A 20,650-nucleotide genomic window follows, 5' to 3' on the forward strand; every position below is an offset into this window, starting at 1 on the left:
CCCGAGCGGACGGCGCACGTTCACGCTCGGAGCGGTCGGTTCCCGGTCCGCCGGGCCGTCCGTGACCCAGCCACCGCAGCAGGTGGGGGACGCTCGGGAGGCGGCCGAGGCGGCGTCGTCGGACTCCTTCTACGCGCAGGTGGGCGGGCACGAGACGTTCGAGAAGCTCACCCGCGAGTTCTACGCGCGCGTGGCCGAGGACCCGGACTTCAAGGCCCTGTACCCGGAGCAGGACCTCGGCCCGGCCGAGGAGCGGCTGCGGATGTTCCTGGAGCAGTACTGGGGCGGGCCCACCACGTACTCGGAGCAGCGGGGCCACCCCCGGCTGCGGATGCGCCACGCCCCGTTCCCCGTGGACACGTGGGCGCGCGAGACCTGGCTGCGGCACATGCGCGCGGCCATGGACACCCTGGAGCTGTCCCCGCTGCACGACGGCATCATGTGGGACTACTTCGACCGCGCCGCCCACGCCATGGTCAACCGCCCGGGCTGAGATCCGGGCGCGTCCTCGGACGGGCAGGCCGTGCGGCCGCCCGGCAGAGCGCAGCGGGCCGCACTCGGGAACTGCTCCCGGGTGCGGCCCGCTTTCGTGGGGTCCTCCGCTGCCGTGAACGGCTCAGCGGGGCAGCTTGACGAGCACGTGTCCCGCGCCCGTGCTCAGCCGGGCCCACTGCCCCGTCTGCTCCACGGCCACCCGCACCACGGGCTCCGAGGACGGGAGGAAGCCCAGCACGTCCAGGGCGAAGGCGGCGCCGTCGGGAATTTCCGGGCCGTCCAACGGGCCCCAGTCCGAGGACGCGCCCCACACACGGGAGCGCACCTTCTGCACCACGGCCGCGCCGGAGTCCGCCGGGACGGTGTCCGCCACGGTCTGGATCCCCCGCCGGGCCACCTCGTGCACGCGGTGGGCCGCCACGGAACCCACGGCGCTCCAGCCGGTGCGCGGTGCCACGATCCCGGCCCACGCGGCCGAGACCTGCTGCGGCGGGGCGCTGAGCCACACCGTCTCCTCGCCAGCGGACGGGGGCTCACCCGCGACCCGCGCCAACCGGTCCGTGACGGCGGACGCCGCCACGGTGAGGTCCAGCTCGGAGGACTCGGCCAGACGCATGGTCCGCAGCCCCAGCACCACGGGGGCGGTGTCCAACAGGCCCGCGGGGTGGATCACCGAGACCCACACCGCGAGCACACGGTCCAGGCCCTGCAGCCGGACGGCGGCCTGCGGGTCCACGGAGCGGGCGCGGCTCAGGTAGGTGGCCAGGTCCGCGGCGTCCTGCCGGTCGAGCAGCGCGAAGCCCTCCGCCCCGGGATCTCGGGGGGCGCTCATTGCCCGTGGGAGTACTTGACGTCGTCCTCGAGCGAGGCCAGCAGCGCGCGGTGGTCCTCCGAAAGCTTCACGCTCTTGCCCGACTCGGGGTCCATGACCACGATCACGGACTCCCCCTCCGCGTACACGTGGGAGCCGTCCTCCTCCTGCAGCCGGTAGGAGATGGTGAAGGAGGAACCGCCGATGCGCGAGATCCACGTGCGCACGTACACCGGGTCCATGCGGAAGAACAGCTGCTCCTTGTAGTCCACGCTCTGGTGGGCCACCACCGTGCGCAGCTCCCCCACGGACTCCCGGAACGTGGTGTCCTCGGGGATCCCGTGGTCCGGGTCCTTCGCGATCGGCGAGGCGGTGAGCCGCACGCGCGCGTCCTCGAAGTAGCGCAGCATGGTCACGTTGTTGATGTGGCCGTACTGGTCCTGGTCGAAGAATCGCATCTGCACGGGAACGTCGAGGGAAGTCATGCGTCCATCACACCACATCCACCGCCCGGTTTAGAGTGGGCCCATGACTTTGGATCCGACGCAAGACCCCGTGGAAGCCCTCATCCGCATGCTCGATCTCGCCGACGGCGGCGGTGCGCGCACCACGGAGGACATCTTCGTGGGTCGCACCATCACCACCCCCCGCGCCCGCGTGTACGGGGGGCAGGTGCTCGCGCAGGCCTCGATGGCGGCCATGCGCACCGTGGACCCGGGCCGGGCGATCCACTCGCTGCACGCGTACTTCCTGCGCGGCGGGGATATCGAGCTGCCCATCACCTTCGGGGTGGAGCGTGTGCGGGACGGACGCTCCTTCTCCGCGCGCCGTGTCCACGCCTACCAGGAGGGCAAGACCATCCTGTCGATGATCGCGTCCTTCCAGGAGCCCGCCGAGGGTCTGGAGCACCAGGACCAGATGCCGGAGAACGTCCCGGACCCGGAGACCCTTCCGTCCCTGCGGGAGACCATGGGTGCCCTCGACATCCCCGAGGCGCGCGCCCAGGCGTTCGAGCGCCCCTTCGACATGCGCTACATCACCGAGCCGCTGTTCCTGCCGTGGCAGGGGTCGCAGGACTCCTACAACGCCGTGTGGGTCAAGGCCCTCGCGCCGCTGCCGGACGACCCGCAGATCCACCGTGCCGCCCTGGCGTACGTCTCCGACTACACGATGATGGAGCCCATCCTGCGCCGCCACGGCCGCTCCTGGGGCGAGCGCGGCATGAACGTGGCCTCCCTGGACCACGCCATGTGGTGGCACCGCTTCGCGCGCGCTGACGAGTGGATCCTCTACACCCAGACCTCCCCGAGCGCGTCCTCCGCGCGCGGGCTGTCCATCGGGAAGATGTTCACGCGGGACGGCACCATGATCGCCACCACCGTGCAGGAGGGCATGATGCGCCTGCCCGAGTTCCACTGAGCCGCACCGCGCACGGAACGACGACGCCGCAGGGGTGACCCTGCGGCGTCGTCGTTCGTCCGGTGCGGTAACCGTTACTCCGCGGTGCGGCCCGCGCGGGGTCGGCCGCCAGCGGTGCCGCGCGAGAACGCCCCTCCAGCGGTGCGGCCCGCGCACGGTGGGCCAGCAGCGGCGCGGACGGCTGCGGCGTCGGTCAGCGCCTCGCGGAGAGCAGCGGGTGCGTCCGGCACGCCACCACGCCGGCCACGGCAACGAGCAGGCCGAAGACCAGGGCCGTGCCGTAGCCCCCGGCGCCGGCGATGAACAGCCCCGCCGAGGCGCCGATCGTCCCGCCCAGCATGGAGATCGAGCTCAGCAGGGTGAAGTCCGCGCCCGCGTGACCGGGGCGCGCGATCCCCAGGTTGACCGCGTAGATGCCGGTGTTCATCACGGTGTAGCCCGCGAGCACGCAGCACGCGCCCACGATGCCCAGCAGCACCTGCATGCCGTGGGCGAGCTCTGCCCCGGACCAGACCACGGGCACGAAGCAGATTCCGCCGAGGAGCTGGATGGCCGCGCCGATCAGCAGGGTGGCGCCGCGGCCACGGGTTCGGCACAGCCGGCCACCCATCAGGGCGGCCGCGAGAGCGGGTGCCGCGGCGACCACCGAGGTCACGGTGCCGATGAAGCCCAGCGACCACCCGGCGTCCACGAGCGCGGGCGTGACGAGCGACCACACGGCCGCCGAGCCGAGGGCCACGAGCGGAACCGCCACGAGTGCCCACCGCTTGCCTCCGGGCACGGACAGCACGCCGAACATCCGGGACAGGGCCGCGGGACGCGCCTCCAGGGGCGCGTACTCCTGCTCCCGGTGGCGCAGCACGGGGACCATGGCCACCGCGGTGCAGGCCGCGAGCATCACGACCGCCGCGCGCCAGCCCCACGCGTCGTAGACGAGCAGCGCCAGGCCACCGCCCACCACGGTGCCGATGTAGCTGGCCCCCACCTGGACGCCCGCACCGAGATCGTGCTGCTCGGGCTCGAGCCCGCGCACGGACAGCGCGTCCGCGGCGATGTCCTGGGTGGCGGAGAACAGCACGAAGGCCGCGGCCAGCAGGATGATCACGCCGAGACCGTCCTGAGGGTCCGAGAACACCGCCATGGCCAGCAGGGACAGCACCATGAGCGGCTGCAGCACGAGCAGCCACGTGCGGTAATGCCCCCGGGAGCGCGCCGGGGACCAGCGGTCCAGCAGGGGCGCCCACAGGAACTTCAGCGGCCACACGAGCGCGAGCAGCTGCAGCATGCCCAGGGTTCCGAGGTCCGTGCCGCCGTCCCGCAGGATGCCCACCAGCCCGGTGGAGAGGAACGAGGCCCCGATGAACTGCGTGGTGTACAGGGCCCACAGCAGCAGCCAGAAGGGCCGGTTCCCGGAACGCACCGCTGCCACGGGCTCGGGGGCTGTCAGGGTGCTCATGCGTTCCTCCAGTAGGCGGTGGCGTCGATGTGGGTGCGCGGAACCCCGTAGTGGGAGCGCAGGGTAGTGCTCAGCCGCCGGTTCTCCGAGGCCTCCACAGCGATCCAGAACCGGTCCTGCGCGGTGGGACGGTGGGCGTCCCAGTCCGCGAGCACGGCATCCGCCATGGTGGCTCCCTCCCCGTCGTGGCGCACCCGGCGCACCGTGTGGTGGGGTGCGGCGGCGAGCGGGAGGTCCTCGTCCTGCGCGTTGCGGTAGCCGAACCACACCTCCACGTCCTGGGACTCCAGTGCGGGGAGCATCGCGTTGACCGCCGGCAGGCTCGCCGGGTCCCCCACGATCACGGTCCGGCCGCTGAAGGCGGCGTCGAGGGACGGAGAGGGGGACTCCGCGGAGGCGCGGCGCGGCGCGCGCTTGGGCTGCCACGGCGGGGTGCTGCCCAGCAGGGAGGCCCGGATGGTGTCCCCGGGCGCGCACGTGCGGGCCCAGTCGGAGGCCGCACCCTCGTGCAGCGCGAACTCCATGTCGAAGAGGCCCTGATCCGGACGGGGATTGATCACGGTGAACGCCCGCTGGTGGTCCTTCCCCTCGGACATGAACCACAGTCGCAGCCACAGGGTGGGGAACGGGGTGTGCCGGGCCAGAAAGCCCTCGTCCCGCACGGTGATGCGCGTGTAGGTGTCGCTCACGTCCTCGCGGGCGACGACGTTCAGCACGGTCTCCGAGGCCCCGAGCGCGCGCACGGCCAGTCGTTCCCAGTGGGGCATGGGGTGTTTCTCCTTGCTCGGCGGGCGTGTCCGCGCGGCGGTCCTGGGGGCCTCCGCACCCGTGGCCTGCGTGGCTCCAGCCGCCCGGCGCGGATCAGGTCCAGGGTGCTCGCCCCGTTCCTGCCCACCGCGCCCGGCGCCGTGACCGCGAGTGCACATCGACATGTTCTTAGGTTAGCCTAACCTGTCGTGGAATAGGATACCGATTCGTATCCTATTACGCCTGACGAGTGCACCCCACGGAAAGAAGCCACGTTTCATGAGCTCACCCCTGCTGCACCAGGACACCGTCGCGGACCTCGTGAGGGACGTCACCACGGCCGCGGCCGCCGGCGCCGCGCGCATGGCCTCGGCCGAGCAGCCCCACGAGCCGGCGACCCACGCCCAGATCGCCGCGGACCTCGCGCACGTGGACCTCGACTCGCCCCTGCCGGACTTCGACGCCGCCGTGGACGAGCTGGACCGCACGTGGCTGCGCCACGCGGTGTGGTTCCACCACCCGCGCACCCTCGCCCACCTCAACTGCCCGGTGGCCGTGCCCGCCGTGGCCGCCGAGACGCTGGCCGCCGCGGTCAACGTGTCCCTGGACACGTGGGACCAGTCCAAGGCCGCCACCGTCATGGAGCGGCAGCTGCTCGCGTGGACCGCCGGGCGCATCGGCTTCCCCGAGGGCGCGGACGGCATGTTCACCCCGGGCGGCACCACCTCCAACCTGCAGGCCCTGATGCTGGCCCGCGACGAGTGCCTCGAACGCTCCGCGCTCGTTCCGGGAGCGGCCCCGCGACCGGTGCGGGCGGCGTCGTTGCGGATCCTGGCCAGCGCGGAGAGCCACTTCTCCGTGGTCACCGCGGCGCACGTGCTCGGCCTGGACGACGACTGCGTGGTCCCCGTGCCCGTGGACGACCGCGGGATGCTGTCCGTGCCCGCCCTGCGGCGCGTGGTCGCCGACCTCGAGGCGCAGTCGCTCACCCCGATGGCCGTGGTGGCCACCGCGGGGACCACGGACCGCGGGGTCATCGACCCCCTGCCGGAGCTCGCCGAGCTGTGCACGGCGCAGGGGATCTGGCTGCACGTGGACGCCGCCTACGGCGGAGGGCTGCTGGTCTCCCCCGCCCACCGGGACCTGCTCGCGGGGATCGAGGGCGCGGACTCCGTCACGGTGGACTTCCACAAGACTTGGTTCCAGCCGGTCAGCTGCTCCGCGGTGCTCGTGCGGGACGGGCGCACGCTGCGCCACTGCACGCACCACGCCGCGTACCTCAACCCCGCGGACACCCCCGAGCCCAACCAGGTGGACCGCTCCCTGCAGACCACTCGCCGCTTCGACGCGCTCAAGCTGTGGGTCACGCTGCGCACCCTGGGCCCGGACGCGATCGGTCGGCTGCTGGACACCGTGATCGACCTCGCCGCACGCACGGCGGACGGACTGCGAACGGACCCCCGCTTCGAGCTGGTGTGCGAGCCGTCCCTGAGCACGGTGCTCTTCCGGTGGCTGCCCCCGGCCCGGGAGGACGGGCCGGAGGACCCCGACCGCTGGGTCCGCGCGATCCGCCGCGCGGTGTGGGACACGGGCCGCGCCACCGTTGCCGAGACGGAGATCGAGGGCCGCCCGTGCCTGAAGCTCACCCTGCTGAACCCCGAGACCACCGACGAGGACGTCCGGGCTGTCCTGGACCTGGTCCACGAGACCGCCCTGTCCCTGCTGACCCGCGAGCACACCGGAAAGGCCTGCGCATGAACCCCCGAGACACCGCTCCCGCCGCACCCCGCCCCACGGCGACCACGGACCGGGGCACCCCGGAGGACCCCCTGGACCTGCTGTGCGTGGGCGTGGGCCCGTTCGGTCTGGGGCTGGCGTGCCTGGCCGACCCCCTGGCCGACGTGCGCGCCGCGTTCCTGGACGCCGCCGACGGCTTCGACTGGCACCCCGGGCTGCTCTTCGAGGACGCCACCCTGCAGGTCCCGTTCCTCGCGGACCTGGTGACCATGGCGGATCCCACGTCCCGCTTCTCGTTCCTGCAGTGGCTCAAGGAAACGGGCCAGCTGTACCCGTTCTACGTGCGGGAGTCCTTCTACCCGCTGCGGCGGGACTACAACGCCTACTGCCGCTGGGCCGCCGAGCGGGTGCGCGGCGTGTACTGGGGCCACCGGGTCACGGGGGTCACCCGGCCGGCCGGGGAGGGCCCGTGGCGCGTGGAGGTCGAGTCGCACGGCGAGCGCCGCGCGTGGTGGACCCGTCACCTCGTGGTGGGCACCGGCACGGTCCCCCAGCTGCCCGCGCAGCTCTCGGAGGTCTCCGGATCCACGGTGCACGCGGGTGAGTACCTCGCGCGGCGTGAGGACCTGGTGGGCCGGGAGCACGTGAGCGTGGTGGGCTCGGGACAGTCCGCGGCGGAGGTGTTCCTGGACCTGCTCACCACCCCGGACGGTCCCGCGGTGGACTGGATCACACGCTCGCCGCGCTTCTACCCCATGGAGTACTCCAAGCTCTCCCTGGAGCTGACCTCCCCGGACTACCTGGACCACTTCCGGTCCCTCCCGGAGGCCGAGCGGGACCGGCTCAACGCGTCCCAGCCGCAGCTGCACCGCGGGATCTCGGACGAGACGATCGAGGCGGTCCACGAGGCCCTCTACGTCCGCCGGGGTGATCCCCGAGCCGCGCCCGTGCGGCTCGTGGCGGCCACCGAGCTCACGGGCGCGTGGCACGAGGGCGGGCGCACGGTGCTGCAGTGGCGCAACACCGAGAACCACCGGGTGCGCGAGACGGTCACGGACGCCGTGGTGGCCGCCACCGGCTACCGCCCGGCGGCCCTGGACTGGCTCGAGCCGGTGCGCGAGCAGCTCACCCTGGACTCGGCGGGGCGGCTGAGCCCCGAGCGCCACCACCGGGCCAGCGCGGATGGCACCGTGCACGTCCTCAACCACGGCGAGCACACGCACGCCCTCACCGCACCGGACCTGGGCATGGGTGCGCTGCGCAACGCCCACGTCCTGGCGCACGTGACGGGCCGGGAGCCCTACGCGACCGAGGCGCACACCACGTTCCAGAGCTTCGGGATGATCCCCCAGGCCCCCGCGGTCCCCCGCGTGGACCCGTCCCGGTGGCACGACGGCGCCCTGACGCTCCGCACGCAGGGGCGCACGTTCTCGCTGCGGCCGGTGGACGTGGACGCGGACCTGCCGCTGCTCCACGAGTGGCTCAGCGCGCCGCGCGCCCACGCGTGGGAACTCGTGGGCGCGGCCCCGGAGGAGGTGGCCCGCGAGTACCGCCGGATGGCCGCGGCTCCCGGTGAGGACGCCTGGCTCGTGAGCGAGCACGGTGAGCCGCTGGCCCTGCTCGAGACCTACGACCCCGCCCGCAGCCCGCTCGCCGCGGTCTGGCCCGTGCGCGACGGGGACGCCGGTCTGCACCTCTTCGTCGCCGCCTCCACCCGCCCCGTCCCCGGCACCACGCGCGCCGTGATGGCCGCGTCCCTCCGGTTCCTGTTCTCGGACCCGTCGGTGCAGCGGGTGCTCGTGGAGCCGGACCTGCGCAACGAGAAGATCCGCGCGATCAACCGGTGGGCGGGGTTCCGGGAGGTCGGCGAGTGCCCGTTGCCGGGAAAGACGGCGTGCGTGAGCGTCGTCGACCGCGCGGACCCTGCACCCTGGAAGGACGGGGAGGACGACGCCGCCCGCGAGCGCCGCGCCGCGCAACCCTCCCCGGGCGACGACGTCAGGAACTCGCCCGCTGCCGGCGGCCCGCGCCCCACGGCCGCAGACGGCCGCGAGCGATGCGCTGCACCGCACTCCCCGGGCGTCAGAAACCCTGGAGCGGAGGATGCGCCCGCACCCAGCGGTCCCCGTCCCACGGCCGCCACCGCCCGGGACGGTTCAGCGCCGACCCCGCAGGAGCGGACCACGCCCTCCACGGCAACCACCCGGCTGCCCGCCGAGCACCGCAGCCCGGAGGTGACCCGATGACGGGCCTCGTGGAGCGGCAGCACCCGACCGACGGCGCCCGGCGCACCGCGCCGCACCCTACGCGGGTGCCCGGCCTGGACCGGGAGACGGCCCGTGCACTGAAGCGGGACGTGCTCGCCAAGATGTTCTCCGAGTTCAGCCACGAGCGGATGCTGACCCCCGAACCTTGCGGTGACGGGTGGACGGTGGCCGACGCCTCGGGCGCACCGCGCTGGTACTTCGAGGCCACCCGGCACCCCCTCGAGCACTGGGAGGTGGACCCGGACTCGGTGCGCCGCATCGACCCCGGGCACGGGCCGGACGGCCGCACCCGCGAACGCGGTGGTGCAGCGGTGCCGGGACCGGGCGTCGTCGTGCCCGCGGCCGCCAGCGGCCGGGAGGCGGACGGCGCCGAGCCGGACGCCCAGCAGGCCGTGCTGGACCTCCAGGACGTGCTGGGGCTCAACGACGAGATGCTGCCGCTGTACCTGGAGGACCTCTCCGCGACCATGTTCTCGATGGCGCGGCGTCGTGCGGCTCCCGCGCCCACCGCGGCGCAGCTGGCCCACAGCGAGCTGCCCGAGGTGGAGCGCTTCCTGGACCGCGGGCACCCGGGGTTCGTCGCGAGCTCCGGCCGCGTGGGCCTGGGCGCCGCGGAGGCCGAGGCCTGGGCGCCGGAAGCCGCCGAGCCCACCGCGCTGACATGGCTGGCCGCGCGCCGGTCCCTGTGCACCGTGTCCCTGGGCGTGGAACTGGATGACGAGGAGCACGTGCGCCGTCACCTCACGGCCGGTGAGCGCGAGCGCTTCCGAGCCGTGCTCCGCGATGCCGGTGAGGACCCGGACGACTACACGGTGATCCCGGTGCACCCCTGGCAGTGGGAGCACCGCATCCTGCCGGGGATGCTCCCGGACGTGCTGCGCCGGGACCTGGTCCTGCTGGGCGAGGGTGACCACCTCTGGCGGGCGCAGCAGTCCCTGCGCACGTTCCTGGACGTGACCGACCCGCACCGGGACTACGCCAAGACCGCGATGGGCGTGCACAGCATGGGTTTTCTGCGGGGCCTGTCCCCCGCGTACATGCGCACGATGCCCGCGATCAGCGACTGGCTGCACGCGATCACCCAGGAGGACGAGTTCCTCCGCGAGCGCGGCATCCGGGTGCTGCGGGAGCACGCCTCGGTGGGCTACACCGGGGACGCGCACCACCGCAGCGGGGTGCGCTCGGACCACACCAAGCAGCTGGCTGCGCTGTGGCGCGAGTCCCCGCTGCCCCTGCTGGCCCCGGACGAGCACGCCGCGAGCCTGGCCGGGGTGCTGCACACGGACCGTGCCGGGTGTCCGCTGGCCGGTGCGTGGATCGAGCGCTCGGGAGCCTCGCCGGAGGCCTGGGTCCGTGCGCTGCTGGACGTGTACCTCGTGCCGGTGGCCCACCTGCTGCTGTCCCAGGACACGGCCATGATGCCCCACAGCGAGAACGTGATCCTGCGGCTGCGCGACGGCTTCCCCGTGGGGGCGTTCTGGAAGGACCTCGGCGAGGAGGTCGCCGTGCTCAGCAACCGTCCGCTGCCCGAGGGCATCGAGCGCATTCGGGCCGTCACCGATCCCGAGGAGCGTGAACTCGCGGTCCACACGGACGTGCTCGACGGCGTGCTGCGCCACCTGGCCGTGCTGCTGCACACCACCGGCATCCTGGACGAGACGCAGTTCTGGGGGATCGCCGCCCAGTCCCTGGACGAGCACCGCGAGCGGTTCCCCGAGCACTGGCGGGAGCTGGACCTGTTCCGGGAGAGCTTCGCGCACTCGTGCCTGAACCGGCTCCAGCTGCGCAACCCGCAGCGGATGGTGGACCTCACGAACCAGTCGGAGTCCTTGACCTATGCCGGCCGACTGGAGAACCCGCTGGCCACGTTCCGCAACCACGCCCGAGGAGGAGTTCGATGATCGAGGGACCGGGGTGGCGCGTCTTCCGCGACCCGGCCGGAGTGCCGCACGTCCAGGCCGATGACCTCACCGCACTGGCCCGCGGCCACGGGTACGTCACCGGCCTGGACCGCGCATGGCACGCCGAGGTGCTGCGCCGCCGGGCCGAGGCCCGTTCCGCCGAGCTGCTGGGCCCGGACGCGTTCGACGCGGACGCGCTGAGCTTCGCCGCGGACGTCGTGGGCACCGCGCGGCGCTGGTGGGAGGCGGCGTCGGCGCCGGACCGGGAGTTCTTCGCCGCCTATGCGCGCGGGATCTCCGAGGCGCTCGCGCGGGTCTGGGCAGAGACCCCCGAGGTGCGCGAGGCGGGTCTGACCGAGGAGCCCCCGCGCCCGTGGGATTCGTGGACGCCGATCGCCGTGCACCTGGACGCCCACCTGCTCACCGGCAGCCTCCCCGAGCAGCTGTGGCGGCGCCGCGTGCGGCGCGTGCTCGGCGAGGCGTGGGTTCCCGTGCTGGACGCGGAGTCCCCCGCGGCCGCCGGCTCCAGTGCGTGGCTCGTGCCCGGGGAGCTCTCCGTGAGCGGCGCGCCGCTGCTCGCCGCGGACCCCCACCGGGTCGTCGAGGAGTCCGGGCCGTACCAGCCCGTGTCCCTCTCCGCCCCGGGGCTCCGTGTGCGCGGTCTGGCTCTCGTGGGGCTGCCGGGTGTGCCGCACTTCGGGCGCACCGAGACGGCCGCGTGGGCGATCACCGCGGCCATGACCGTGACCGAGACGCTCACCGAGCTGCCCGTCGAGGCCCGGGACGGCGCGTGGCACGTCACGGACTCGGGTGAGCCGCTCGTCGCCCGCAGCACCGTGCTGCGCTCCCGCGACGGCGTGGAGCGCACCGTCACCGTGCGTTCCTGCGCAACAGGCTTCGTGCTGCCGGGCACCGACGCAGAGGAGTCCCTGCTCGACGAGGCCGCCCCCGGCTCCACCGCGACCGTCACCGTGGTTTCCCCCACCCCCGTGCCGGAGCCCTCCCGGGCGCTCGCTGCGTGCCGTGAGCTGCTCGGCGCACGCACCGCGGACGACGTGGTGGCCGCGCAGTCCGGGTGGGCGGTGCCGTGCAACGACGTCCTCGCGGCGGACGCACACGGGGCGTGCCGTCACACAGTGGCCGGGGCGTTCCTCGGGGCCGCGGAACCGCCCCGGGCGCTGCACGGGATCACGGTGCGGGCGAACCAGCGCCCGTCGGACGCCGAGGGCTCGGCGGCCCGACTCGCGTGCGCCTCCCCGCACCGCGCGGACCGGGCCACCGCCCTGCTGGACGCCGCCGTGGCCGCGCACGGGGTCGTGCGCCACGAGGACCTGCTGTCCGCGCAGCTGGACACCGCCGCACCGCACTGGCCGCGGCTGCTGCGGAGTCTCTTCGTCGAGCCGGTGCGGTCCACGGAGGGGACGTCCGCCGAGGACTCGCCCGCCGTCGTCTCGCCGGCCGCTGACTCGCCCGGTGCGGCCCGCCCCGGTGCGCCCGGGCGACGGCTGTCCCACACGGCCTCCTGGGTGCGCGCCCGGCTGCTCGCGTGGGACGGGGACATGTCCGCCGGCTCCACGACGGCCTCGTGGTTCGGGGTGTGGCGCGACGCGTTCGTGCAGGAGCTCGTGGCGAGCACCGACCTGTCCGCGCTCTCGGCGCCCACGGGCATGCCCGCCCTGTGGGATCCGTTCCTGCACGGCACCGGGCGCGTGGGGCTCGCCGTGGAGAACATCGTGCGCCGAGCGCCGGCCCTGGGTGTGGACGTCACCGGGTGCGCGCTGGCCGCCGTGGAACGGGTGGCCGAGGAGCACCTCGGGCCCGCCGGATCCGTGCTGCCGCCGTGGGGAACCCTGCACGCCTTCACCCCGTGGCGCGCCGACCCCGCCATGACACCCGCCCAGCCCGTGCCCGTGGGCGGGGACACCGACTGCCTGCTCGCGGCCGGCACCCTGCCCGGCACGGGCCCCGCGTGCCTGCGCGTGCCCGCGGCCCGGGTGCTGTGGGACCTCGCCGACCCGGCGGCGTCGTGGTGGATCACCCCCGATCCCGTGGACCGCGGCCGGCTGGACGAGGCGCCCGTGCACCGCTGGGCGCGCGGCGAGACGGACCAGGCGCTGCCGTTCGTGCCCGCGGGCGCCGTGGGCACTACGGGCGGCGTGATCGACCTGGGCACCCTTCCCGGGGATTCACAGGACACGGCGGGCCACGCTTCTGGACCTCACGCACGGCTGCGCCCCGTGGATCCCGCGCACGACGCCGCCGTGATCCACGAGTGGGTCAGCACACCCCGCGCGCGCTTCTGGGGCATGACCGGGCTCAGCCGTGAGCAGGTCGAGGAGGTCTACGCGTACCTGGCCGACTCCCCCACCCACCACGCGTGGCTCCTGGAGCTCGACGGCGCCCCCGCCGGGATCTTCCAGAGCTACGAGCCGCACGCCGATCCCGTGGGTGCCGCCTACCGGGTGGAGCCCGGGGACCTCGGGGTCCACGTGCTGCTGGCTCCCACGGAGCACCGCACTCCCGGGCTCACCGGGGCGTTCGGACGGCGCGTGCTCGAGCAGATCGCCCGCCACGGCACCGCGCGGCGCATCGTGGCCGAGCCGGACGTCTCCAACGACCGCGCCCTCACCCGGCTGGAGGCCACCGGCTTCGAGCTCGGCCCCGCCATCGACCTGCCGGGCAAGACCGGGCGGCTCGCGTTCCTGAGGCTGGACGGCGGATCGGCCTCCGGGTGACGTGACGGGCGCGCGGACCCGTGGGAGCGGCGTCGGGGCGCGCGGCAAGGCCCCCGGTCACCGCCGCATGCGTGCGGGCGGTGACCGGGGGCCTCGTGGTGCGGGCGGGCCGACCGGACGGCTCAGTCGCGCGTGAGGCGGCGGTGCGTGAGGCGCTTGGGGCGAGCGGCCTCGGCGCCCAGGCGCTCCACCTTGTTCTCCTCGTACGCCTCGAAGTTGCCCTCGAACCAGTACCAGTTGTCCGGGTTCTCCTCGGTGCCCTCCCACGCGAGGATGTGGGTGGCCACGCGGTCCAGGAACCACCGGTCGTGGGAGACCACCACGGCGCAGCCGGGGAACTCGAGCAGGGCGTTCTCGAGCGAACCGAGGGTCTCCACGTCGAGGTCGTTGGTGGGCTCGTCCAGCAGCAGCAGGTTGCCGCCCTGCTTGAGGGTCAGGGCCAGGTTCAGGCGGTTGCGCTCACCGCCGGAGAGCACACCGGCCTTCTTCTGCTGGTCCGGGCCCTTGAAGCCGAAGGCGGAGACGTACGCGCGGGACGGCATCTCCACCTTGCCCACGTTGATGTAGTCCAGCCCGTCCGAGACGACCTCCCAGAGGGTCTTCTCCGGATCCAGGTTGGCGCGGCCCTGGTCCACGTAGGAGATCTGCACGGAGTCGCCCACCTTGAGCTCGCCGCCGTCCAGCTCCTCGAGGCCCACGATGGTCTTGAACAGCGTGGACTTGCCCACGCCGTTGGGGCCGATCACGCCCACGATGCCGTTGCGCGGCAGCGAGAACGAGAGGCCGTCAATGAGGGAGCGGTCGCCGAAGCCCTTCTTGAGGTCGCTGGCCTCGATGACCTGGTTGCCCAGACGCGGTCCCGGAGGGATCTGGATCTCCTCGAAGTCCAGCTTCCTGGTCTTCTCGGCCTCGGCCGCCATCTCCTCGTAGCGGGCCAGACGGGACTTGGACTTGGTCTGACGGCCCTTGGCGTTGGAGCGCACCCACTCGAGCTCGTCCTTGAGGCGCTTGGCCTGCTTGGCGTCCTTCTTGCCCTGGACCTCCATGCGCTTGGCCTTGGTGTCCAGGTAGGTGGAGTAGTTGCCCTCGTACGGGTAGAGGCGACCGCGGTCCACCTCGCAGATCCACTCCGCCACGTGGTCCAGGAAGTACCGGTCGTGGGTCACGGCCAGCACGGCACCGGGGTAGCTCGCGAGGTGCTGCTCGAGCCACAGCACGGACTCGGCGTCCAGGTGGTTGGTGGGCTCGTCCAGCAGCAGCAGGTCCGGCTTCTCCAGCAGCAGCTTGCACAGTGCCACGCGGCGGCGCTCACCACCGGAGAGCACCTTGACGTCCGCGTCCGGCGGGGGGCAGCGCAGGGCGTCCATCGCCTGCTCGAGCTGCGAGTCGAGATCCCACGCGTTCGCGGCGTCGATCTCCTCCTGCAGCTTGCCCATCTCCTCCATGAGGGCGTCGAAGTCGGCGTCCGGCTCGGCCATCTCCGCGGAGATCTCGTTGAAGCGGTCGAGCTTGGACTTGATCTCGCCCACGCCCTCCTCCACGTTGCCGAGGACCGTCTTCTCCTCGTTCAACGGGGGCTCCTGCAGCAGGATGCCCACGGAGTAGCCGGGGCTCAGCCGGGCCTCACCGTTGGAGGGCTGGTCCAGCCCCGCCATGATCTTCAGGATGGTCGACTTGCCCGCGCCGTTCGGGCCCACGACGCCGATCTTGGCGCCCGGGAAGAACGACATGGTGACGTCGTCCAGGATGACCTTGTCGCCCACCTTCTTGCGGGCCTTGTTCATGGTGTAGATAAATTCCGCCATGCCCTCCAGGCTACCGCGCCGCCGTGCCCCCGCGAGCCACGATTCCCGCAAGGGGCACGGCGGTGTGGCCGGTGCCACGGCACGCCCCGGCCCTCACGAGGCAGCCGCCGCGGACGCCCCCTCCTCGCTCTTCGAGGTCTCCCGCGCGGAATCCTCGCCGGAACCGCCGGAGCCGTTCGCAGCGGCGTCGTGATCGTCCTGCTCGCCCAGGCCGTCGAACGTGTGGTCGTCCTTGTCCACCGCGATCAGCGCACCCGAGGCGAGGTCCACGAACCCGTCCTCACCGAGGCCCAGGGACTGGGCGTCCCGGTACCGGGCGGCCCCGCCCGGCTGCGCCTCACCGCGCACGACGTCGCTCGTCCCCTCCTCGGGGCCCTCCCCGGCATCCTCCCGGGACTGCCCCGTCCCGGGGTTCTCCGCGCGTGGACCCCGGCCACCGGATCGGGAGAAGTTCGCGGTGCCGAAGCTGAGGTCGTGGCCCACGGCCGCGGCGTCCACCTGGACCACGGTGCGCGGCCCGGTCTCCGACTGCCACTCGTTGATGCCCAGCTTGCCAGTGACCACCACGGGGTGCCCGCAGCGGACGCTCGCCATGACGTGCATGGCCAGGGAGCGGAAGCAGCGCACGGTGTACCAGTTGGTGGACGTGTCGTGCCATGTGCCGGTGGCGGCGTCGAACCGGCGGGTGGTGGTGGCCAGGCGGAACCGGGCGACCATGGTGCCGTCCTCGAACAGGCGGGACTCCGGGTCCTTGCCCACGAATCCGCGCAGGGTGATGAGTTCGCTCATGAGGTGCTCCTCGTCTCAGACGTGAGGTGTCGGTGCGGATCCCCCGGCGCTGACTGCCGTGCTCCGGTGGACTCGCCCGGCCCCGGTGCGGGGCTGCCCCCACTGTGGATCGCCACCGCGCCGGTGCCGCGGCGGGAACCGGAACTGGGGAGCGCTCCGGCGGGGACGACGTCCAGGTCGCGGTTGTGCAGTGCGGACGGCGCGGTGCCTGCACGGATGACGTCCTCGCGTTGCTAAACTGAGTCGTCGCTTCGCGGCCCGCCCCAGTAGCTCAGTGGATAGAGCAGGAGCCTTCTAATCTCTTGGTCGGGGGTTCGACTCCCTCCTGGGGCACCACGAAACGCCTGGTCAGAGGGGCGTTGAATCGGCCTCGTTGACACGGGGCCGGTTTCCGTTGACGCGGCCCTGTTCTTGGCCCGCCCCCGGCGTTCGTTCACAAGTCGAACCTCGGGGAGCACCCCGCCCCAGGGCAGTCGTGGCCACGCGCAGCATCCGCAGGGGTGGAGCACCACGGTCCGGTCAGTGCCACGATGGCCTCACACCGTCAGCGACGAGAGGCTCCGCCATGACCACCTCCCAGCACGTCCACACCTCCTCCACCCCGGAGAGCTTTCTCACCCCGGCCATGCGCGCCCTCGAGAACGCGCGGGCCCTGGACCCGGTGGTCCGCGCCGCGGACGTCCTCTCCTCGGTGGCCACGGTCAACGAGAGCGTCCGCGAGCTGCTGCGGGGCAAGCGGCTGGGGCATGCGCTGCACCCGCTGCTCATCGAGGTCCCCATGGGCACGTGGCTGAGCGCGCTCGCCCTGGACGTTCTGGGCGGGCCGGACGAGCGCCGCGCGGCGCGGCTGCTCACGGGTGTCGGCGTGCTGTCGGCGGTGCCCTCCGCGCTCACCGGGTGGGCCGAGTACTCCGGGCTCCAGCAGCGCGACCGGCGCGTGACCGTGGTCCACGCCGGCGCCAACGGCGTCGCCACCGGACTGCAGGCCGGCTCGTGGCTCGCTCGACGCTCTGGGCGTCACGGCATGGGCCGCGTGCTCGCCGTGGGGGCCATGTCCGCCGCGGGTCTTGGCGGGTACCTGGGCGGTCACCTCTCGGTGTCGCGCCAGGTGGGTTCGCGGGACGTCGCCTACCAGGACGGCACCAACGGCCGTCTCTGAGACCGGATTGACTCGCCGGCCGGCGTGACGCTTCCTGGAACGGCCCCGGGGCCCACCACCCGAGGCGCCGGGTGAAGAAGACTCCGTCGAACCCCTCGTGGTGGTGTCGAGCGGTCCCGAGGTACCCGTGGCGCGGTAGTGCCGCGGGTTCTCGGTCATAGCCGTGGTCCGTGCGAGGCCTCATCCGTGGCGTCCGCCCCGGTGGGGACGTGCAGCGGCGTCGTCCCTCAGTGGCCGTAGAACAGCCGCTCGAAGACCGAACGGGACTGCCGGGTGATGCGCAGGTAGTCCTCCTCCAGCTGCGTGGCGGAGCCGGGTTCGTAGCCGATCCAGCGGGCCACGGCCTCGAGGTCCGCCCGCCTGGAGGGCACCGAGTCCGAGGCGCGGCCCGAGCGCAGCACGTTGCCGTTGCGGATGTCCGTGGCGAGCTTCCACGCGTGCTCCAGGATCGAGGCGTCCTCGGGCCCCACGAGCTCCGCCGCGACCGCCGCGTGCAGGGCGGGCAGCGTGGACGTGGTGCGCAGCTCGGGAACCTCGTGACCGTGTCGCAGCTGCAGCAGCTGCACGAGCCACTCCACGTCCGAGAGCCCGCCGCGGCCGAGCTTGACCTGCCGCAGCGGGTCCGCGCCGCGCGGCATGCGCTCGCTCTCCACCCGGGCCTTCATGCGGCGGATGTCCACGAGCTGACGGTCCGTGAACTCGGCCGGGTAGCGGTGGCGGTCCACCACGCGGAAGAACGCGCGGGCCACGTCCTCGGAACCGGCCATGAACCGGGCGCGGGTGAGGGCCTGGAACTCCCAGGTCTCACCCCATCGCTCGTAGTACTCCGCGTAGGAGGCCACCGAGCGCACCTTCGCGCCCGAGCGTCCCTCCGGACGCAGGTCGTTGTCGATCTCCAGCACCCGTTCGGCCTGGATGGGCGGCGTGCACGGCTGCTTGAGCAGCTTGACCATGCGGTTCAGCACGGCCTCCGCCGCGGTCTGCGTTTCCCTCGCGTCCGCCCCCTCGACGGGCTCGTAGGCGTACACCACGTCCGCGTCCGAGCCGAAGCCGATCTCCCGCCCGCCCTGGCGGCCCATGGCCACCACCAGCAGCTTTGCGGGCAGCTCGCCCTCGTGCTCGGCCTCGTACTCCTTCTGGGCCAGGTGCAGCGCGGCCATCACGGTGGCCTGGTCCACGTCGGAGAGTCCCGCCACCGTGGTCTCCACGTCGGCGACGCCGCTCGTGTCCGCGAGCGCGATCCGCAGCTGCTCGCGCCGCCGGATCTGCCGGACGGCCCGGATGGCCTCGTCCGGGTCCCGGTGCCGTGTGAGCTGCGAGCGCATCTCCACCCCCAGGTCCTCCAGGCTGCGAGTGGCCAGCAGGGAGTCGTCCCCCAGCCAGGCGGTGGACTCCGGGGAGACTTCCAGCAGGTCGGAGACGTAGCGGGAGCTGGAGAGGATGCTGCACAGCCGTTCCGCGGCGGCGTTGGAGTCCCGCAGCAGGCGCAGGAACCACGGGGTGGTGCCCAGGGACTCGCACACCCGGCGCAGGTTCAGCAGACCGGCGTCCGGGTCCACGCCCTCGGCGAGCCAGTCGAGCAGGACCGGCAGCAGGGTCCGCAGGATCTCGGCCCGCCGGCTGACGCCACGGGACAGCGCCTCGATGTGCCGCATTGCGGCCCGGGTGTCCTGGTAGCCCAGCGCCGCCAGGCGGTCACGCGCCGAGTCCGTGGTGAGGGTGGTGTCCGCCGGGGCGTTCGCGAGCGCCGCAAGCATCGGGCGGTAGAAGATCCGCTCGTGCATCGAGCGCACGCTGCGCTTGAGCCCCGACCACTGCTCCACGAGCTTGGCCGCGGTGGGGTGGCTGCCCTCCGTGGCGCCGTCGATCGAGCGGGCGATCACCGCCAGCTCCCGCTCGTCGCGGGGCATCAGGTGGGTGCGGCGCAGCCGGAAGAGCTGGATCCGGTGCTCCAGCAGCCGCAGCCACCGGTAGTTGCGCCCGAACTCCTCGGCGTCCTTGCGCCCGATGTACCCGCCCGAGGACAGGGCCGCGAGCGAGTCCGTGGTGGCCCGCGTCCGCACCGTCTCGTCGCCGCGACCGTGCACGAGCTGCAGCAGCTGCACGGTGAACTCCACGTCCCGCAGCCCGCCGGGCCCGAGCTTGATCTGGCGGTCCCGGTCCGCCTCGGGGATGTTCTCCGTGACGCGGCGTCGCATGGCCTGCACGGACTCCACGAAGCCCTCGCGCTCCGCGGAGGACCAGATGAAGGGGGCGATCGCGTCCTCGTAGCGCTCCCCCAGCTCACGGTCCCCGGCCACGCACCGGGCCTTGAGCAGGGCCTGGAACTCCCAGGACTTCGCCCAGCGTTTGTAGTAGCGCACGTGGGAGTCCAGTGTGCGCACCAGCGGCCCGTCCTTGCCCTCGGGGCGCAGGTTCGCGTCCACCTCCCACAGGGCGGGTTCCGGACCGGTGGCCATCATGGCCTGGGCGAGCTGGTGCGCGAGCTCCGTGGCGATCTCGGTGGCCGTGTTCTCGTCGGGCACCTCTCCGGACTCCGCCGCGCGGGTCTCCATGACGTGCACGACGTCCACGTCCGAGATGTAGTTCAGCTCGCGCGCGCCGCACTTGCCCATGCCGATCACGGCCAGACGCACCTGCTCCACCAGCGCGGGGTCCCAGCGCTCGTGGGCCTGGGCACGGGCCACGGCCAGTCCCGCCTCGAGCGCTGCCCCCGCCAGGTCCGCGAGCTGGCGGCCCACGGCGGGCATGTACGCCACCGGGTCCAGGGCGCCCACGTCCCGTATGGCCACCCGCGCGAGACCCCGGCGGTAGGCCACGCGCAGCGCCTTCTGCGCCTCCTGGCCCGTCACGGTGGCCACGGGTGTCTCCGCGTCCGGATCCGCGCCCACGGACTCGAGCAGCTGGCGGCGCAGTGCGTCCGGCTGCTCGGCGCCCGGCTGGTCCTCGGGGCGAATGTCCAGCAGGTCGAGGTTCTCGGGAGCGCGCAGCAGGAACTCACCGAGCGCCTCGGAGGCCCCCAGCAGCCGGAACATCGTCTCGGAGTCCGCGGGATCCCCGGTCACGCGCCGGGCCACCTCCGGGTGCTGCTCGATCAGCCGCACGATCAGCTGCAGCGCCACGTCCGGCGACGCCGCGTGGGCCAGCCCCTCGAGCAGCCGCGGCAGGTCCACGGCGTCGAGCTCGGGGAAGCCCAGCCACCGCCGCGCGTTGGTCACGTCCGCGAAGCCCACGCCGATCAGCTGCTTCGCGGAGATCGTCTCCGCGCGCTCCTTGGCCGTGGCGCCCTGTCCCGCGGTTCCCCCGCTCCCGATGCCCACTGTCGGCGC

Annotated in this window: 14 protein-coding genes and 1 tRNA gene; 8 read left to right on the forward strand and 7 right to left on the reverse strand. The window is 73.1% G+C overall.

Translation table 11 applies throughout. The features are described from left to right. Positions 1-82 precede the first annotated feature (82 nt). Entirely contained in the window at positions 83-493 is a 411-nt protein-coding gene (locus tag HMPREF2833_RS11190; RefSeq protein WP_050899421.1) for a globin, read from the forward strand. 123 nt (positions 494-616) lie between these two features. Here the strand turns inward: HMPREF2833_RS11190 and HMPREF2833_RS11195 are convergent, their stop codons facing one another. Together HMPREF2833_RS11195 and HMPREF2833_RS11200 are read right to left on the reverse strand one after the other, a co-directional pair. After that, positions 617-1,327 carry a DUF8185 domain-containing protein gene (locus HMPREF2833_RS11195; protein WP_019309012.1) on the reverse strand — a complete coding sequence of 237 codons (711 nt, stop codon included), beginning with the start codon at positions 1,325-1,327 and terminating at the stop codon, positions 617-619. Next, complete coding sequence (locus HMPREF2833_RS11200) at positions 1,324-1,791, reverse strand: acyl-CoA thioesterase (RefSeq protein WP_019309011.1); 468 nt, start codon at positions 1,789-1,791, stop codon at positions 1,324-1,326. The genes HMPREF2833_RS11195 and HMPREF2833_RS11200 overlap by 4 nt, the downstream gene beginning before the upstream one ends. Before the next feature lie 43 nt (positions 1,792-1,834). Between HMPREF2833_RS11200 and HMPREF2833_RS11205 the strand changes: the two genes are divergently transcribed. After that, entirely contained in the window at positions 1,835-2,725 is an 891-nt protein-coding gene (locus tag HMPREF2833_RS11205; RefSeq protein ID WP_047978117.1) for an acyl-CoA thioesterase, read from the forward strand. A 193-nt stretch (positions 2,726-2,918) separates the two neighbouring features. Here the strand turns inward: HMPREF2833_RS11205 and HMPREF2833_RS11210 are convergent, their stop codons facing one another. Together HMPREF2833_RS11210 and HMPREF2833_RS11215 are read right to left on the reverse strand one after the other, a co-directional pair. Further along, positions 2,919-4,181, reverse strand: coding sequence for an MFS transporter (locus tag HMPREF2833_RS11210; RefSeq protein ID WP_019309009.1), 1,263 nt, complete (start codon positions 4,179-4,181; stop codon positions 2,919-2,921). Beyond that, positions 4,178-4,948: a siderophore-interacting protein gene (locus tag HMPREF2833_RS11215; protein ID WP_070638274.1), complete on the reverse strand. Its 771-nt coding sequence runs from the start codon at positions 4,946-4,948 to the stop codon at positions 4,178-4,180. The genes HMPREF2833_RS11210 and HMPREF2833_RS11215 overlap by 4 nt, the downstream gene beginning before the upstream one ends. Positions 4,949-5,207: 259 nt before the next feature. Here HMPREF2833_RS11215 and HMPREF2833_RS11220 point away from each other — a divergent pair, with 259 nt between their 5' ends. The 4 genes from HMPREF2833_RS11220 to HMPREF2833_RS11235 are packed head-to-tail and all read left to right on the forward strand — an operon-like array spanning position 5,208 to position 13,568. Next, positions 5,208-6,686, forward strand: coding sequence for a pyridoxal phosphate-dependent decarboxylase family protein (locus HMPREF2833_RS11220; protein WP_019309007.1), 1,479 nt, complete (start codon positions 5,208-5,210; stop codon positions 6,684-6,686). Continuing rightward, positions 6,683-8,911 (forward strand): GNAT family N-acetyltransferase, encoded by a 2,229-nt coding sequence (locus tag HMPREF2833_RS11225; RefSeq protein WP_070638276.1) that lies wholly within the window; start codon positions 6,683-6,685, stop codon positions 8,909-8,911. The genes HMPREF2833_RS11220 and HMPREF2833_RS11225 overlap by 4 nt, the downstream gene beginning before the upstream one ends. Beyond that, positions 8,908-10,833, forward strand: a complete 1,926-nt coding sequence (locus HMPREF2833_RS11230) for an IucA/IucC family protein (RefSeq protein ID WP_070638280.1) — start codon at positions 8,908-8,910, stop codon at positions 10,831-10,833. Before HMPREF2833_RS11225 ends, HMPREF2833_RS11230 begins: the two co-directional genes overlap by 4 nt. After that, a complete protein-coding gene (locus tag HMPREF2833_RS11235; RefSeq protein ID WP_070638283.1) occupies positions 10,830-13,568 on the forward strand; it encodes a GNAT family N-acetyltransferase in 2,739 nt (912 codons plus the stop codon). Before HMPREF2833_RS11230 ends, HMPREF2833_RS11235 begins: the two co-directional genes overlap by 4 nt. A 122-nt stretch (positions 13,569-13,690) precedes the next feature. Here the strand turns inward: HMPREF2833_RS11235 and ettA are convergent, their stop codons facing one another. Together ettA and HMPREF2833_RS11245 are read right to left on the reverse strand one after the other, a co-directional pair. Then, positions 13,691-15,373 (reverse strand): energy-dependent translational throttle protein EttA, encoded by a 1,683-nt coding sequence (gene ettA, locus HMPREF2833_RS11240; RefSeq protein WP_070638292.1) that lies wholly within the window; start codon positions 15,371-15,373, stop codon positions 13,691-13,693. A 93-nt stretch (positions 15,374-15,466) separates the two neighbouring features. Then, a complete protein-coding gene (locus HMPREF2833_RS11245) occupies positions 15,467-16,162 on the reverse strand; it encodes a single-stranded DNA-binding protein (RefSeq protein WP_070638298.1) in 696 nt (231 codons plus the stop codon). 260 nt (positions 16,163-16,422) lie between these two features. Here HMPREF2833_RS11245 and HMPREF2833_RS11250 point away from each other — a divergent pair. Both HMPREF2833_RS11250 and HMPREF2833_RS11255 read left to right on the forward strand, forming a co-directional pair. Further along, positions 16,423-16,498 (forward strand) — tRNA-Arg (locus HMPREF2833_RS11250). Positions 16,499-16,727: 229 nt separating this feature from the next. After that, positions 16,728-17,321 carry a DUF2231 domain-containing protein gene (locus tag HMPREF2833_RS11255; protein WP_047978123.1) on the forward strand — a complete coding sequence of 198 codons (594 nt, stop codon included), beginning with the start codon at positions 16,728-16,730 and terminating at the stop codon, positions 17,319-17,321. Positions 17,322-17,548: 227 nt separating this feature from the next. Here HMPREF2833_RS11255 and HMPREF2833_RS11260 read toward each other — a convergent pair whose 3' ends face one another. Beyond that, entirely contained in the window at positions 17,549-20,641 is a 3,093-nt protein-coding gene (locus HMPREF2833_RS11260) for a bifunctional [glutamine synthetase] adenylyltransferase/[glutamine synthetase]-adenylyl-L-tyrosine phosphorylase (RefSeq protein WP_246829136.1), read from the reverse strand. Between the last annotated feature and the right edge of the window lie 9 nt (positions 20,642-20,650).

It is taken from the genome of Kocuria sp. HMSC066H03 (genome assembly GCF_001812045.1).
GTDB classification, from domain to species: domain Bacteria; phylum Actinomycetota; class Actinomycetes; order Actinomycetales; family Micrococcaceae; genus Kocuria; species Kocuria rhizophila.

Excerpts from the sequence above, each read along its gene's own strand:
- HMPREF2833_RS11195 (WP_019309012.1), bottom strand. The coding sequence starts at position 1,327 with ATGAGCGCCCCCCGAGATCCCGGGGCGGAGGGCTTCGCGCTGCTCGAC.
- HMPREF2833_RS11255 (WP_047978123.1), top strand. The coding sequence starts at position 16,728 with ATGACCACCTCCCAGCACGTCCACACCTCCTCCACCCCGGAGAGCTTT.
- HMPREF2833_RS11200 (WP_019309011.1), bottom strand. The coding sequence starts at position 1,791 with ATGACTTCCCTCGACGTTCCCGTGCAGATGCGATTCTTCGACCAGGAC.
- HMPREF2833_RS11230 (WP_070638280.1), top strand. The coding sequence starts at position 8,908 with ATGACGGGCCTCGTGGAGCGGCAGCACCCGACCGACGGCGCCCGGCGC.
- HMPREF2833_RS11210 (WP_019309009.1), bottom strand. The coding sequence starts at position 4,181 with ATGAGCACCCTGACAGCCCCCGAGCCCGTGGCAGCGGTGCGTTCCGGG.
- ettA (WP_070638292.1), bottom strand. The coding sequence starts at position 15,373 with ATGGCGGAATTTATCTACACCATGAACAAGGCCCGCAAGAAGGTGGGC.
- HMPREF2833_RS11205 (WP_047978117.1), top strand. The coding sequence starts at position 1,835 with ATGACTTTGGATCCGACGCAAGACCCCGTGGAAGCCCTCATCCGCATG.
- HMPREF2833_RS11220 (WP_019309007.1), top strand. The coding sequence starts at position 5,208 with ATGAGCTCACCCCTGCTGCACCAGGACACCGTCGCGGACCTCGTGAGG.
- HMPREF2833_RS11225 (WP_070638276.1), top strand. The coding sequence starts at position 6,683 with ATGAACCCCCGAGACACCGCTCCCGCCGCACCCCGCCCCACGGCGACC.
- HMPREF2833_RS11245 (WP_070638298.1), bottom strand. The coding sequence starts at position 16,162 with ATGAGCGAACTCATCACCCTGCGCGGATTCGTGGGCAAGGACCCGGAG.
- HMPREF2833_RS11215 (WP_070638274.1), bottom strand. The coding sequence starts at position 4,948 with ATGCCCCACTGGGAACGACTGGCCGTGCGCGCGCTCGGGGCCTCGGAG.
- HMPREF2833_RS11235 (WP_070638283.1), top strand. The coding sequence starts at position 10,830 with ATGATCGAGGGACCGGGGTGGCGCGTCTTCCGCGACCCGGCCGGAGTG.